14 protein-coding genes are annotated in these 15,040 nt (G+C 67.9%); 6 read left to right on the forward strand and 8 right to left on the reverse strand.

The features are described 5' to 3' along the window. Nucleotides 1–48 precede the first annotated feature (48 nt). The 6 genes from IFT60_RS11670 to IFT60_RS11695 form a co-directional block, all read right to left on the reverse strand. On the reverse strand, nt 49–678 hold the full coding sequence (locus IFT60_RS11670) for a hypothetical protein (protein WP_192052144.1): 630 nt from the start codon (nt 676–678) through the stop codon (nt 49–51). Continuing rightward, nucleotides 675–1,616 (reverse strand): MlaD family protein, encoded by a 942-nt coding sequence (locus IFT60_RS11675; RefSeq protein WP_192052145.1) that lies wholly within the window; start codon nt 1,614–1,616, stop codon nt 675–677. Before IFT60_RS11675 ends, IFT60_RS11670 begins: the two co-directional genes overlap by 4 nt. 20 nt (nt 1,617–1,636) lie before the next feature. After that, nucleotides 1,637–2,455 (reverse strand): MlaE family ABC transporter permease, encoded by an 819-nt coding sequence (locus IFT60_RS11680; RefSeq protein ID WP_192052146.1) that lies wholly within the window; start codon nt 2,453–2,455, stop codon nt 1,637–1,639. 194 nt (nt 2,456–2,649) lie between these two features. Continuing rightward, nucleotides 2,650–4,896: a RelA/SpoT family protein gene (locus IFT60_RS11685; protein ID WP_192052147.1), complete on the reverse strand. Its 2,247-nt coding sequence runs from the start codon at nt 4,894–4,896 to the stop codon at nt 2,650–2,652. A gap of 6 nt (nt 4,897–4,902) precedes the next feature. Further along, nucleotides 4,903–5,253, reverse strand: coding sequence for a RidA family protein (locus IFT60_RS11690; protein WP_192052148.1), 351 nt, complete (start codon nt 5,251–5,253; stop codon nt 4,903–4,905). 27 nt (nt 5,254–5,280) lie between these two features. After that, the gene (locus IFT60_RS11695; RefSeq protein WP_192052149.1) at nt 5,281–6,159 is read right to left on the reverse strand and encodes an alpha/beta fold hydrolase; all 879 of its coding nucleotides are present in this window, start codon (nt 6,157–6,159) and stop codon (nt 5,281–5,283) included. A 141-nt stretch (nt 6,160–6,300) separates the two neighbouring features. Between IFT60_RS11695 and IFT60_RS11700 the strand changes: the two genes are divergently transcribed. Both IFT60_RS11700 and IFT60_RS11705 read left to right on the forward strand, forming a co-directional pair. After that, entirely contained in the window at nt 6,301–7,095 is a 795-nt protein-coding gene (locus IFT60_RS11700; RefSeq protein WP_192052150.1) for a 3-hydroxybutyrate dehydrogenase, read from the forward strand. Nucleotides 7,096–7,303: 208 nt separating this feature from the next. Next, nucleotides 7,304–7,942 carry a CatA-like O-acetyltransferase gene (locus IFT60_RS11705; protein WP_192052151.1) on the forward strand — a complete coding sequence of 213 codons (639 nt, stop codon included), beginning with the start codon at nt 7,304–7,306 and terminating at the stop codon, nt 7,940–7,942. Nucleotides 7,943–7,948: 6 nt separating this feature from the next. On the opposite strand, the gene IFT60_RS11710 is transcribed toward IFT60_RS11705, so the two are convergent. Further along, entirely contained in the window at nt 7,949–9,019 is a 1,071-nt protein-coding gene (locus tag IFT60_RS11710) for a DUF5694 domain-containing protein (RefSeq protein ID WP_229510820.1), read from the reverse strand. Between the two features lie 172 nt (nt 9,020–9,191). On the opposite strand from IFT60_RS11710, the gene IFT60_RS11715 reads away from it, so the two are divergent. From IFT60_RS11715 to IFT60_RS11725, 3 genes are all read left to right on the forward strand, one after another. After that, nucleotides 9,192–9,770, forward strand: a complete 579-nt coding sequence (locus IFT60_RS11715; protein WP_192052152.1) for a TetR/AcrR family transcriptional regulator — start codon at nt 9,192–9,194, stop codon at nt 9,768–9,770. A 95-nt stretch (nt 9,771–9,865) separates the two neighbouring features. Next, nucleotides 9,866–10,570: an SDR family oxidoreductase gene (locus tag IFT60_RS11720; protein ID WP_192052153.1), complete on the forward strand. Its 705-nt coding sequence runs from the start codon at nt 9,866–9,868 to the stop codon at nt 10,568–10,570. Between the two features lie 12 nt (nt 10,571–10,582). Continuing rightward, nucleotides 10,583–11,986 (forward strand): MFS transporter, encoded by a 1,404-nt coding sequence (locus IFT60_RS11725; protein ID WP_192052154.1) that lies wholly within the window; start codon nt 10,583–10,585, stop codon nt 11,984–11,986. On the opposite strand, the gene IFT60_RS11730 is transcribed toward IFT60_RS11725, so the two are convergent. Then, nucleotides 11,987–13,495 (reverse strand): tetratricopeptide repeat protein, encoded by a 1,509-nt coding sequence (locus IFT60_RS11730; protein ID WP_192052155.1) that lies wholly within the window; start codon nt 13,493–13,495, stop codon nt 11,987–11,989. It abuts the gene before it with no gap. 96 nt (nt 13,496–13,591) lie between these two features. Here IFT60_RS11730 and IFT60_RS11735 point away from each other — a divergent pair, with 96 nt between their 5' ends. Next, complete coding sequence (locus tag IFT60_RS11735) at nt 13,592–14,875, forward strand: metal-dependent hydrolase family protein (RefSeq protein ID WP_192052156.1); 1,284 nt, start codon at nt 13,592–13,594, stop codon at nt 14,873–14,875. Nucleotides 14,876–15,040 lie beyond the last annotated feature (165 nt).

Below are 15,040 nucleotides of genomic sequence, written 5' to 3' on the forward strand. Positions count from 1 at the left end.
GCACAGTCTAGCAGAAGCGCCAGCGCGGCCGCCCGCCGGCCGGCCGGCTCAGCGGCCCGACGCGAGCGCGATGCGGCGCTCGATCTGCGCCGCCGCGGCGGCATCGCCAGCTGCACGCGCGCGCTGCAGCGCCACGCCCAGCCACATCAGCAAGGGCCGGCGCCAACCCTGCTGCGAGGCCGTTTGCGTGGCCGCCTCGATCGCTTCAGGACCGATCCGCCCTGCCTTGAGCGAAGCGCCGGCGGCAACCAGCCGGGCCAGCGGGTCGGCCATGCCGGCAATCGCACTGCCGGCGACGACCGGCCGGTGCTGCTCGGGCAAGGCCGCCAGGTCGAGTCCTTGCCAGCGTCCGTCGAGGTAGGCGGCATAGGTGCGCTGCTGCGGCGTGGCGTCGGGCGCCAACGCGACAAATCCGGGACAACCGTCGAATTCGAGGCTTGCAGACAACACTGCGCAGCGCACCAGCTCTACTTGTGCGACCAGGTCGGCGCGCCCGGTGCTGCTGGTCTCGCGCCGCGCGCGCGCAAACTCCGCATTCGCCGCGGCGGTATTCCCGCGCAGGTAGTCATCGGTAAAACCGTCGAGCGCATCCTTGGCATTCGGCTGCCAGCTCGGGGGCGCCGGCTTGCTGGCGCAGCCGGCCAGCAGCAGCGCGATCAACAACGTGGTCGTCTTCATGGCAGCTTGATCTCCTCGGTCTTGCCGGCGAATGGCCACTTGCTGTTGACCTGGTCGACCAGGCGGTTCACCTTGCGCAGGCTGGCCTCGACTTCGCCGCGCAGCGCGCCCAGGTCGTCGGTGGCCACGCGCGCATTCGCGCCGACCGCTTGCGCCTCGACCAGCACGGCGTCGACCTTTTTCAGCGTCGTGCGCGCATCCTGCAGCACGCCCTGCAGCTCGACCACCGCCGCCTGGGCATCGTCGACCATGCCCTTCTTGCCGTACAGGCGCTGGTCGGTTTTCGCCAGCAGCCCGTCCAGCCGCCCCAGCGTGCCGACGAACTTTTTCGCTTCCTCGTCGCCGAGCGCGCCGCTCAGCAGCCCGTACTTGCCCGACAGGCGCCCGGTCAGGGTCTGCAAATTCTCCAGGCTGCCGGCCACGCTCGAATCTTCGGCCGTCATGCTCTCCAGGTTGTCCAGCAGCGCCTTGGCGGTGGCCACCAGGCCCGGAATCTCGGCGGTCACGTCGCCGCGCAGGATCGGGCGCACGGCGCCGCCCGGCAGCGGGGCGTCCTCGAGCACGCCGGTGAACGCGCGCAGGCGCGTTTCACCCACCACGCTGCGCTCGAGCGTGAAGACGCTCGACGTGCGCAGCCACTTGGCGTCCGCTTTCGACACGTCGACCACCACCTGCACCTTGCCGTCCTGCGCCAGTTCGACCAGGCGCACGCGCCCGATCGGAAAGCCGGCGAAGGTCATGTCCATGCCGGGAATGACCCCTTCCGAATTCTCGGTCGTCAGGATCAGCTTCTGCGTCGCCTCGAACACGCCGCGCGCGTACATCACGTACAGGACAAAGGCGACGAGCAGCGCGGCGACCAGCGCCAGCAGGATCAGGGCCCTGGTTTCGACGTGGGCCGGTTCATGGACAGATTCGTCCGGTGGGGTATGGGTCATGGGCAAAGGATGAATGAGGGTCAGATGTACTTCAGGGCCAGCGAAGCGCCTTCGATCAGCAGCAGCACGAACAGCAGGCGCAAGGCGCCCGGCTGCACGCTCGACCGGAGGCGGCGCGGATAGCGCTGCAGTTCGAGGATGGCGGCGGTCGGGATCACCGCCACGGCCAGGCCGAACAGCACGGTTTTCACCATGAAGCCGATGGCGACGACCGGCTCGAACACGCGGCCGACGGTGCGCGTGTAGTCGGGCAGGCCCCATGGGGACAGGCCGTACACGTTCAGGTAGGCCAGCAGCAGCACGATGGTCGAACTGACCATGGCCAGGCTGAGCACCGAAAAGGCATTCGCGAACAGCTGCGGCACCAGGTCGCGGCGCAGGCGGCGCAAGGCTTGCGCGTTCACCTCGCCCTGGGGCAAACCCGCGCGCGCCAGGCCCAGCGCCGAAGCGTCGAAGGCCATGCTCGAGCGCAGCGCGGCGAACAGCGCCGCCGACAGCGGAATCAGTTCCAGCACCAGCACCCGCACCACCATCTCCAGCGCATAACGCGACAGGCCGTAGCTCATGGCGGTGACCAGCACGATGCGGATGATGACGAGGCTGATCAGCGCCGACAGCAGCGTGAACCAGGGCAGCACCTGCCAGGTGCTGGCGTGGATGTAGCGTGCCGTGTTCAGGCGGTTGGCGCGGCGGTCCGCACCACGATAGCTCGAGGGCGAGAACGCGCTGACGATGGCCACCGCGCCGAGGAACAGCATGTACCACCAGCTGCGCAGGTAGCGGACCAACGCACGGCCCCAGAGGCTGGGGCGGGTGGCAAGGTGGGAGGTTCGGCGCATGGTTATATGATACGGTTTTGATGGGCTGGCATCGCAATTTGTATCATGTAGGGTGGGCGCCCCGTGCCCACGCGTGGAGCCAGCACCGTGTTGGCTGGGTCTTTTCTAAAACGGAGCCAACATGATGCGACGTTCACGCGTGGGCACAGGGCACCCGTTAAACCTGTCATTCGTCCCATTGGTCCGAATGACCCCTACGACCTGCGGGCCTCTTGCACGCCGCCGACTTCGGCAATCGCGCTCAAGGCCTTCTGCAACTGCGCCGTCGACCCGATCTCCGCCGTAAACACCATGCGCGCCTGGCCCTTGGTCGTCTGCGTATTCACACCCGTGACGTTGATCTTCTCGCGCAGGAAGGCGTCCGAAATATCGCGCAGCAGGCCCTGGCGGTCGATCGCGAGAATGAAGATGTCGACCGGGTACACGGTCTCGATCACGCTGCGGCCCCACTCGGTCTGGATCACCCGTTCCGGCGCCTTGGAGCGCATCTCGGCGAAATTCTTGCACGACAGCCGGTGGATCGACACGCCCTTGCCGCGCGTGACGAAGCCGACGATCGGGTCCGGCGGCGCCGGTTTGCAGCAGCGCGCCAGCATCGTCATCAAGCCCTCGGTGCCGACCACCAGCACGCCCGATTTCGCGCCCTGCTCCACGCTCGAGGCGCGGCTCTTGTTGACCACCGCCGCATCGTCCAGCGGCGGCGCTTCCACGGCTTCATGCAGGGCCGCTTCCACATGGCGCAGGCTGAACTTCTCCTTGCCGACCGCGATGAACAGGTCGTCGACCTTGGCGAAGCCGAGTTTATGGGCCAGCGCTTCCAGGTTGACCGCGGTCTTGCCTTCGCGCTGCAGCGACTTTTCGACCAGCGCGCGGCCCTGCGCCAGCGTCTCGGCCAGCTCCTGCGCATGGAACCAGGCGCGCACTTTCGAGCGCGTGCGGCTGCTGACCGTGTAGCCGGGACTGAGCCAGTCGCGCGACGGTCCCTGGCTGCCGGCCGGCCCCTTGGCGGTGATGATCTCGCAGGTCTGGCCGTTCGCCAGCGGCGTATTCAGGGGCACCATCACGCCGTCGACCTTGGCGCCGCGGCAGCGGTGGCCGACTTCGCTGTGCAGGTGGTAGGCGAAGTCGATCGGGGTCGCGCCCACCGGCAGCTCGAGCACGCGCGCCTGCGGCGTCAGGACAAAAATGCGGTCGTCGAGCGTGGTCGCTTTCAGCTTTTCGACCCATTCCTTCTGGTCTTCCTCGGCGGCGGCGACGTCGGCGCTGTTGGTGATATCGGTTTTCCAGGCCAGCAGCTGGCGCAGCCAGGCGATCTTCTCGTCGTATTTCTGGCTCTTGAAGTTGGAGCCGCCTTCTTCCTTGTAGCGCCAGTGCGCGGCCACGCCGTACTCGGCGAAGCTGTGCATTTCCTGGGTGCGCACCTGCACTTCCAGCGGGCGTCCGTCCTCGGCGGTGACGACCGTGTGCAGCGAGCGATAGCCATTGGGCTTCGGGCGCGCGATGTAGTCGTCGAATTCGCTCGGGATCGGCGTCCAGATGTTGTGCACCAGGCTCAGGACCGTGTAGCAGGTTTTCTCGTCCTGCACGATCACGCGGAAGGCGCGCACGTCGTACAGCGACGAAAAATCGAGGTCCTTGCCGCGCATCTTGTTGTAGATGCTGTAGATGTGTTTCGGGCGTCCGCTGACTTCGGCCTTGATGCCGGCCGCTTGCAGCTCGCGCTCGAGCCGTTCGATCGAGGACGCGACGAAGCCCTCGCGCGCCATGCGCTTTTCTTCCAGCATTTTGGCGATGCGCTTGTAGGTATCGGGCTCCATGAAACGGAAGGCCAGGTCTTCCAGCTCCCATTTCAGCTGCCAGATGCCGAGGCGGTTCGCCAGCGGCGCATACAGGTCCATCACCTCGCGTCCATAGTCGTGGGTGAGTTCGTCGAAGCGCTTCTGCTCGGCGAACCAGCGCAACGCCGTCACGCACGAGGCGAGGCGGATCAGGACCACGCGCATGTCGGTCGCCATGGCGAGCAACATCTTGCGCAGCGTTTCCACCTGCGCCACGGCTTGCTGGGCCGCGTTCTTGCCGCGCCCGACCGTCTGCTGGCCGACCGTCAGGTCGCGCAGGCGGATCAGCTGCTGCACGCCGCGCACCAGGCTGGCCACCTCGGGCCCGAACAGGCGCTCGAGCGTTTCCACCAGCGGCGGCTCGACGATCACGAGTTCGAACAGCAATCCGGCGATGCGGGTTTCGACGTCGCTGCGCAGGTAGGCCAGCGTGCCGGCCACGCCCAGCGAAAACTCGAACGCGTTCTGGCCGGACCAGCAGGCGCGTTCGCCATAGGCGGCCGAAGCGTAATCGAGCGCGTGCTGGACGCGCACGCATTCCTCGGGATTGAGACCGTTGACCAGTTGCGTGGTGGCGTCGCCGAGTGCGGCGGTGGAAACCATCGACGATTAACGCAGTGCGGCGGTGACGACGATCTCCACCAGGCAGGCCGGATTGGCAAGCTTTGCTTCGACGGTCGCGCGCGGCGGCGTGTGGCCGGAGGCGACCCATTCGTCGTAGACCGCGTTCATGCCGGCGAAATGCGCCATGTCGGCGATGTAGATCTGGCACATCAGGATGCAGGTCTTGTCGCTGCCAGCCTCGTTGAGCAGGCGGTCGACGTGGCCCAGCACTTCGCGCGTCTGGCCTTCGATGTCTTGCGTCGTGTCTTCGGCGATCTGCCCGGCCAGGTAGACGGTGTCGTTGTGGATGGCGGTTTCGGACAGGCGCTTGCCTACGTGAAGTCGTTTGATTTCCATGGTCTCTTTCGTGTTCTGGCTGCCGAATCAGGCAGCCGTTAAAAATGTGCGTGCGATGGCAATCTGTTCGGGCTGGACAAAGGTCGGTGCATGACCCACGCCCGCGATCTCGACCAATTGCGGCTTCGGCCCGCGCGTCGTCATCAGCTGCGCCGTCTCGTGCGACAGCAGGTCGGACAGTTCTCCGCGCACCAGCAGCGTCGGGCAAGCGATCGCATCCCAGGCGTGCCACAGCAGCGCCTCGTCCTGCCTGGCCCGTTCCACGCCCAGGGCCTTGAAGGGCTGGGCCAGCGCCAGGTCGTAGTGGCGCACCCATTCGCCGTTCGGCTGCTGGCGCAGCACGTCGGCGGCCAGCTTGTCCCACTGTTCGTCCGAGTGCGGCCCGAACGACGCCGACACCTCGCGCACGAAACGCGCGCCGCTGGCGTAATCGGGAAAGCGCAGGTCCTGGCCGATGTAGTCGGCGATGCGGTTCAGGGCCGCGCCGTCCAGCGTCGGGCCGATGTCGTTGAGCAGCAGGCGCGTGATCGGCGAACCCGGCAGCGAGGCCAGCACCATGCCGATCAGGCCGCCCATCGAGGTGCCGAACCAGTGCACCTTGTCGGCGCCGCCGGCGGTGACGCGCGCGACCAGCGTCACCATGTCGGCCACGTACTGCGGCAGCGCGTACAGCTGCGGATCGGCGAGGCGGTCGGAGCGTCCGCGTCCGGCCACGTCGGGACAGACCACGCGGTAATGGTCGCACAGCTCGCGCGCCAGCGCATCGAAGTCGTCGCCCACGCGGGTCACGCCGTGCACGCACACCAGCACGCGCGGGTTGTCCGGGTCGCCCCACTCCTTGTAGGCGATCCGGTGCAGGCCGGCCGGCGAGGCGCACTGCACGTTTTTCACTCTCGGTTCGCTCATTGCGGCTCTTGCTCCAGATGACAATATCGGTACGTCGCTCGGGTACTCAATTGAGCCCAGCCTCACATTTTAACTGCCCGAGCGATTAGAATTCTACCAATTCCGCGCAAGAACCCTGAACACCCACTTACAGAGGACAAGATGAAATCCAGTATGCTCAGCGGTAAAACGGCACTCGTCACCGGCTCGACCTCGGGCATTGGCCTGGGTATCGCCCGCGCACTGGCCGAACAGGGCGCCAACCTGGTCTTCAACGGCTTCGGCGACGCCCAGCAGATCGAAAAGCTGTACACCGACATCAGTCAGGAATTCGGCGTGCAGACCGCCTACCACAATGCCGACATGTCGAAGCCCGGGCAAATCGAGGCGATGATGGCCTTCGCGCAGGAGAAATTCGGCGGCGTCGACATCCTGGTCAATAACGCCGGCATCCAGCACGTGGCCACTGTCGAAGACTTCCCGGTCGAGAAATGGGATGCGATCATCGCCATCAACCTCAGCTCCGCCTTCCACACCACGCGCCTGGCCCTACCCGGCATGAAACAGAAGAACTGGGGCCGTATCATCAACCTGGCGTCGGTGCACGGCCTGGTCGGCTCGGCGCAAAAGTCGGCGTATGTCGCGGCCAAGCACGGCCTGGTCGGCTTCACCAAGGTCACCGCGCTGGAGACGGCGCAGACCGGCGTGACCTGCAACGCGATCTGCCCGGGCTGGGTACTGACCCCGCTGGTGCAGAAACAGGTCGACGACCGCGCGGCGCGCGAGAACGTGACGAACGACGCGGCAAAGCGCGCGCTGCTGGCCGAAAAACAGCCATCGGGCGAATTCGTGACGCCGGACGAACTGGGCGCGCTGGCCGTGTTCTTCTGCTCGCCGGCGGGGTCGCAGGTGCGCGGTGTGGCGTGGAACATGGATGGGGGTTGGGCGGCGCAGTAAGGTGTTGCTTCGCCGCTGATCGGGCGGTGATGACGCGTGGGCGGAGCCCACCCTACGGCACGCCGCCGCCAAGGGCTTCGGCCACAGTGCTTGATCACATCTGACGTAGGGTGGGCTCCGCCCACGCGGATCACCGCATGCGCCGACGCGGCGTGGCTTCGGCCCTATGTGCGAAAATGGCGCCCTTTGCCTCACACGCACAACCATCATGCACAACTTCGACAAGCGGCGCGACCGCTTCGAGCTCTTCGACCGCATGGACAGCCCCGCGGTCAACCTCTGCTTCACGCTCGACCTGCCCGACTATCGCCCCTGGTGCAAGGCGCAGGGCCTGCCGCCCTTCCACGTGCTGCTGTGCGCCGTGCTGCGCGCGGTGCTGAAAATCGAGAATTTCCGCTACCGCGTGTTCGAGGGCGAGGTCATCGAAATCGACCGCCTGATGCCCTCCTTCACCGTCGTCAACCACAACAACGATTTGAACTTCGCCCTGTTCGACTGGTCCGACGACCTAAGCGAATTCGTCGCCCGCGGCATTGCGGCGCGCGACCAAGCCTGCGCCATGACGGCCCTGAACAACGCGTACGCGACCCTGACGCCGCGCCAGTGCAAGGACCAAGTCTTCATCACCTGCATCCCCTGGCTCGATTTCACCTCGATCCAGCATCCGGCAGCAACCCTCGCTTCGCCCGACATCCCGTCGCTGGCCTGGGGCCGGTTTAAGGATGGCCCTGGTGGCCGCCTGCAGCTGCCGTTCTCGGTGCAGGCGCACCACGGCTTCGTCGACGGTTTTCACATTCACCAGCTGGCGCAGCAGATCGCGGCCGAGCTGGACGGCTTCATGCAATAACCGGCTCTACTTCAGCACCTTCTGCACATCCACGATATCCACGCCCTGCAGCTGCCCCAGCCAACTGTCGAACCACGGCTTGTGCGACGCGCCGACCACCGTCAGCACGCGTGCGCCGGGACGTTCGCGGAAGGTTTCGCGGATGTTGGCGACCATGCGCAGGTTGCGGATTTCCCAGCCGGCGACCCAGATCTGCGGATAGCCTGCCTTCGATTGCGCGCGCAGGGCCGGGACGACGTTGGCTTCGGCGAGCGCGCGCAAGCCTTCCGGTTCGTTGACGGCGCGGTAGAGCGGCAGCAGGTCGGACGCGCCGCTCAAGGCTTCCTCGCGCTTCTTGCGCGGCTCGAACGTCGCCCCGCCCTGCGCCCATGCCGCTTCGATCTCGCGCACGAAGGCCTTGATGTCGGGCACCTCGGCGAGATCGCCCGTATGGTTGTCGACCGCATGCACGCGCGCCAGGCCGAGGCGCGCGGCCAGGCGCGCGGCGATCTGGTAGCTCTCGTCGTTGCGCTTGCCGAGCTTCTCTAGCTGGGCGACCAGCGCCGCGTCCAGCCCGTCGCCACTGCGGCGCTCCCCGGGAGCAAGCTGCACCCACTGCACATAGGCCGAGGCGCTGTCATAGGACGCCAGGAACAGGGCGGCCAGGCGGCGGCGCCCCTGCGGCGTGGGATGTGCAGGCCAGGCCTTGAGCAGCTGGCGCGCTTCTTCCATCGCCGCCGGCACGTCCAGCCCGGTGGCGGCGCGCGCGGCCGCCACCGGCTCGCAGTAATCGGCGCCGTACCTGGCGGCGTGGCGCGCCGCCAGGTCGCATTCTTCGCCGTTCTCGTCTTCGATGGTGATGATCTCCGGCCTGAAGGCGGCCAGCTTGTCGAGCACCGGATCGAGCGCGGCCGGGTTGAAGCCTGGCGGCAGGCCGCGCAGGTGGATCGTGCCGAGCACCAGCACCTGGGCGCGCGGCCCGGCCATGTCACGGTCGAGGCTGGTCAAATCGACCTGGGCCGAAACCGGGGTTGAGGCGAAGGCGAACAGCGGCAGCAGGCAGGCGGCGAGCCGGTGCGGTACGCGGATATTTCTCATCGAGCGTTCTCCAAACAATTTTGTTAGGCGAACAATATAAAAAGACCGCGCGTGACCACAACAGGATCACGACAGGACGCCCATTTCACGGTCAAGGCCGTTGCAAAAGCCGCTTGACTTCAAAATATGATGCACATAATATGAAGATCATCATATTTTCCAGGCACCTGTCATGAACGCCGAATCGAAACAGAGCCGCCGCGAGCAATCGCACAGCCGCATCCTCGACGCCGCCGCGCGCGCCGTGCGGCGCCATGGCTATGCCGGCGTCGGCGTGGCCGAGGTCATGAAGGAAGCCGGCCTCACCCATGGCGGTTTCTACGCCCACTTCAAGTCGCGCGAGGCGCTGCTCGCCGCTGCCATTGAGCACGCGGGTGCGGACAGCACTAAATCGCTCACCCGCCGCATCGCCGCCCTGCAGGAAGCGGGCGCGACTCCCGTGGCGGCGCTGGTCGAGGCCTACCTGGCCGACGTCCACGTGGCCAACTGCGAGCGCGGCTGCGTCGTCGCCGCCCTCGGTTCCGAGATGCCGCGCCAGGACGCCGCGCTGCTGGAAGCGTCGCGCCAGCGCGTCGGCGCCCTCGTGGAACGGGCACGTACCGCCTTGCCGCCGGACGCGCCGCCCGAACGCGCCTTCCTGCTCGCCAGCGCCCTGGTCGGCGCCCTGCAGCTGGCGCGCGCACTCGGCGACGCAGGCCGCGCCTTGCTGCCGGCCACCCGCGCCGCGCTGATCGCACAGTACGACCACTGAGACGAGCGGCTGCCCGGACGCAGCCGTTTTTTTTGACACGGAAATATGACGATCATCATATTCACAAACAGCAGTCCACCTTGAAAGGAACGACCATGAAACTCGAGAACGCCACCGTCCTTATCACCGGCGCCAACCGCGGCCTTGGCCTCGCCTTTGCCCGCCATGCACTGGCGCACGGCGCGCGCAAGGTCTATGCCGGCGCGCGTGATCCGGCCTCGGTCACGCTACCCGGCGTGACGCCGATCGCGCTCGACGTCACCAATCCCTCGCAGGTGGCGGCCGCCGCGCGCGACTGCGCCGACGTCACGTTGGTGGTCAACAATGCCGGCATCGCCGACCTCGGCAACCTGCTGGACGAGGGCAGCATCGGCGCCACCCAGCGCATGATGGAGACCAACGTCTACGGCCTGCTGCGCGTCAGCCAGGCCTTTGCGCCGGTGCTGGCGGCGAATGGCGGCGGCGCTTTGCTCAACGTGCTGTCGATCGCGAGCTGGCTCAGTGCGCCGGTGCTGGCGGCCTACGCGGTCTCGAAAGCGGCCGCCTGGAGCGCCACCAACGGCTTGCGCAACGACCTGCGCGCGCAAGGCACGCAAGTGCTCGGCATGCACGTCGGCTTCATCGACACCGACCTCACGCGTGGCATGGACGTGCCCAAGAACGCCCCGGACGACGTCGTCGCGCGCGCCTTCGACGCGCTGGAACGCGGCGACAGCGAAGTGGCGATCGACGAGCTGACGCGCCAGATCAAGCGCGGCTTGTCGAACGAGCCGGGCATCTACATCGATTTCACGCGCTGATCGGATCACGTCATGACCACGCTCGCCACGCCATCCGCCGATACGGCGTCACAACCGGCCGTCTCGCCCTGGCCAACCTTCTGGATCGCCTGCATCGCCGTGTTCCTGGTGTCGATCGACAGCACCGTCCTGTTCGCCGCCTTCGGCGCGCTGCAGGCCGCCTTTCCCGCCGCCACGCCGGCCGACCTGTCCTGGGTGCTCAACGCTTACACGGTCGTCTATGCGACCATGCTGATTCCCGCCGGCGGCCTGGCCGACGCCCATGGCCGCAAACGCGTGTTCCTGTTCGGCGTCACCCTGTTCCTGGCGGCGTCGGCGGCCTGCGGCATGGCCGACAGCGTGGCCTGGCTGATCGTGGCGCGGGTGCTGCAGGCGCTCGGCGCGGCCCTGCTTACGCCGGCCTCGCTGTCGATCATCCTCGACGCTTTTCCGAAGGAAAAGCGCGCGGTCGCGGTCAGCCTGTGGGGCGCGGTCGGCGGCCTGGCGGCGGCGATCGGGCCGAGCCTGGGCACCACCATCGTCGAGCACCTGGGCTGGCCCTGGGCCTTCTACATCAACCTGCCGCTGGGGGCGGTGTCGCTGTGGTTCGGCGCGGCGCGCCTGCGCGAAGCGGTCGTCAGCGGCAAGCGGGCGCGGGTCGACCTGGTCGGCATGCTGCTCCTGATCGTGGCGGTGGGCGCGGTGGCGATGGCGATCACCCAGCTCGACTCGCCGCGCTGGAGCCGACTCGAACTCGCTGCGCTGGCGGCCACCAGCGCGATCGCCTTCGGCGCCTTCGTCGCCTGGGCGCGCACGGCGGCGGCGCCGCTGGTCGACCTGGCCCTGTTCGCCAACCGCAGCTACAGCGCGGTCAACCTGGCCACGCTCGCCTTCGGCACGGCCTTTGCGATGATGTTCTTCGCCTTTTTCGCCTACATGACGCACATCTGGCATTTCAGCCTGCCGCTGGCCGGCCTGGCGGTAACACCCGGTCCGCTGATGGTGGTGCCGACGGCGATCGTCGCCGGCCGCATCGCCGCGCGCAAAGGCCACCGCCCGCTGCTGGTGACCGGCTCGCTCGTGTATGCGGCCAGCGGCCTGTGGCTGCTGCTGGTGCCGGGGACGGAGCCGGCCTATGTCACCGATTGGCTGCCGGGCCTGTTCCTGTCCGGGATCGGCGTCGGCATGGTGCTGCCCTCACTCTCGGGCGCGGCGGTGGCCGGCCTGCCGCAGGCGCAGTACGCGGTCGGAAGCGCGGTCAACCAGGCCACGCGCCAGCTCGGGTCGGTGCTGGGGGTGGCGATCACGGTGCTGCTGGTCGGGCATGCCGGCGTGACCCGCGCTGACTTCCTGCCGCTCTACGGCATGCACGTGGTGCTGGCGCTGGTGACCGGGGCGCTGTGCCTGGCCGTCAAAACGCGTCCCGCGCCCAGGTAATCAGTGCGCCTGCAGCACCAGCAAGTAGCCGTCGATGCCGGCGCCGTTCTCGCTGCGCACGACGGCACGCACGGCTTCCAGTACTGCGAAGCCGTGCTGCGCAGCGAGCCGCTGCAGGTAAGGCAGCGTGTGCGCGTAGCGGTTCGACGGCAGCAGCGTGTAGCCGGCCTCTTCGCCCGCCTCGGTCGAGCAGCAGAACCAGCCGCCGGGCCGCAAGGCATGGCGCACCGCGCCGAACAGCGCGTCCAGGTCGCCGAAATACACCAGCACGTCGGCGGCCACGGCCAGGTCGACCGTGCCCGCTAGCGGCGCCAGCCAGGCGCCGATGTCGGCGCACGCCAGTTCGTCGTAGAGCCCGGTGGCGCGCGCCTGCGCCAGCATGTTGGCGGACAGGTCGACACCGGCCAGACTGCGCGCCAGCGGCCGCAGGAAAGGTGCGCACAGGCCGGTGCCGCAGCCCAGGTCCACCACGACCAGGTCCCCGCGGTCGACATGGCGGCGGATGGCCGCGTCGATCAGCGCCGGCGTGCGGTAGCCCAGCACGCCGGTGAGGTGCTGGGCGAAATGGCCGGCGTACTGGTCGAACAGGGCCTTGACGTAGGCTTCCGGAGCGCGCTCGGGCGCCGTACCGACACCGAGCGCGGCGAGTGCAAACTCGAGCTGGCTGGCGTCCTCGCCGGCTTCAAGCGCCAGCGTGCGTGCCCGGGTGTAGGCGGCAATCGCCTCGTCGCGCCGGCCAAGGGCCAGCAAGGCGTCGCCGCGCTGCCGCTGGCTGTGCGCGTGCGCCGGGCGTAGCGCCAGGGCGGACTCGAACGCGGCCAGCGCTTCCTGTGCGCGGCCGAGTTTGAGCAACGCCAGGCCACGTCCGGTGTGCGCCTCGGGCGCCTGCGCGTCGAGCGCGATCGCCTCGTCATAGCCGCGCAACGCCGCGTCGAACGCGCGCAACTGGAACAAGGCATTCGCGCGCACGCAGGCTGCTTCCGGATACGGCCGCTTTTCCCGCAGCGCGCGCTCGCAGCTCTCCAGCGCGGCGCGCGCGTCCCCCAGGTCGAGCAGCGCGATGGCGCGGTTGCACCAGGCTTCCGCGTAGTTGGGGCGCAACGCAAGCGCGCGCTTGTAGCTGTCCACCGCTTCAGGCAGGCGGCCGAGTTTGCGCAGGGCGTTGCCGCGGTTGCTCCAGGCCAGCGGGTAGCCGGCATTGCGCCCCAGCGCCGCCTCGAAGCTGGCCAGCGCCTCGCCGCTGCGGCCCAGGTCCTGCAGCGCCGCGCCGAGGTTGCAGTGGGCGGTCGCCTGGTCCGGATTGACGGCAAGCGCTTGTCCGATCAGGCGCACCGCTTCCTGCGCATCGCCCTGCTGGCGCCGGACCACGCCGAGCAGGTGCAGCGCATCGAACTGCTCCGGCGCGCGTGCCAGCACCGCGCGGTAGCGCTCCGCCGCTGCCGCCAGCTGCCCCGCCTGGTGCAGCGCCAGCGCTTCCTTCAACAGCGCCGTCACTCCTGCATCCGCCATACGTCCCTCTCCGAATGAATGTGGCCGCCAGCATAGCGCACGCAGGCGCGGATGGCTCCGCTATGATGGAAGATTCACAATTCCAAAAAAAAAGCCATGCCGAAGTGGAAACTTGCCCTCGCCATCCTCACCCTGCTCGCCAGCGCCTGTGCGCAAGCCTTCGAAGCGCGCAGCCTGCTGCTCTCGGCCGACCGTGTCTGGACCGGCGACGGCAAGCCGCATGCCGGCTGGGCGGTGCTGGTGGTCGACGGCCGCGTCAGGGAAGTCGGCCCGGCGGCCGCGGTCAACGCGCCGGCGGATGCCGAGCGCATCGACCTGCCCGGCAAGACCCTGATTCCCGGCCTGATCGACCTGCATTCGCACGTGCTGCTGCACCCGTATAACGAGACCAGCTGGGACGACCAGGTGATCAAGGAGCAGGTCGAGTACCGCACGCTCCTGGCCGGCAAGCACGCGGCCGACACGCTGCAGGCCGGCTTTACGACCCTGCGCGACCTCGGCACCGAAGGCGCGAACTATGCCGACGTCGGCATCAAGCGCGCCATTGAACAGGGCGTGGTGCCGGGCCCGCGCCTGCTGATCGCCACCAGGGCGATCGTCGCCAGCTTCAGCTATGGCCCGGCCGAACGCAGCTACCGGCCCGACATGGAGATTCCCTACGGGGCGCAGGCGGCATCCGGCATCGACGAAGTGACGAAGGCGGTGCGCGAACAGAGCGCGCGCGGCGCCGACTGGATCAAGATCTATGCCGACTATCGCACCGGCGTCGACGGCACCAGCCGCCCGACCTTCACGATCGAGGAGATGAAGGCGATGGTGGCGGCCTCCCACGTCACCGGACGCAAGGTGGCGGTGCATGCCAGCACCAACGCGGCGATCCGCATGGCCGTGCTGGCCGGCGCCGACACCATCGAACACGGCTATGGCGCGTCGGAAGCCACCATGCGCCTGATGAAGGAGCGCGGCACCGCCTACGTGCCGACCTTGACGGCGCCAGAAGCGATCGGCGAATACTTCCAGAAGCACGTGCGCGGCGGCGCCCCGACCCCGGCGATGGCGGACGCGGCGCGCGCCTTCGGCCTGGCGCGCAAGGTCGGCGTCGTGATCGGCAACGGCAGCGACGTCGGCGTCTTCGCGCACGGCACCAATGCGCGCGAGCTGGAGTGGATGGTGCGGCTGGGGATGACGCCGCTCGAGGCCCTGCGCGCGGCGACCGTGGTCGCGGCCGGCATCCTCGGCAAGGACAGGGAGCTGGGCCAGCTGGCGCCGGGCGCGCTGGCCGACGTGGTGGCGGTCGAGGGCGATCCGACCGCGGACATCGCGGCGCTGCGCAAGGTGCGGTTCGTGATGAAGGGTGGGAAGGTGTACCGGCGCGAGTAACTCGTCTGGATGAGCAGGGACGTAAGGTGGGCGGCTCCACCCGGACGCGTGCCCCTACGCAGCTCGAACGCCGCCCACGCGTTCAATGCACAGTCGAGTCGTCGCGACAGATCATGCGCCGGTTGAACGCGTGGGCGGCGTCACGGTCGCGTCAATCCAACCGCC

It is taken from the genome of Massilia sp. CFBP 13721 (genome assembly GCF_014842025.1).
GTDB lineage: Bacteria > Pseudomonadota > Gammaproteobacteria > Burkholderiales > Burkholderiaceae_D > Telluria.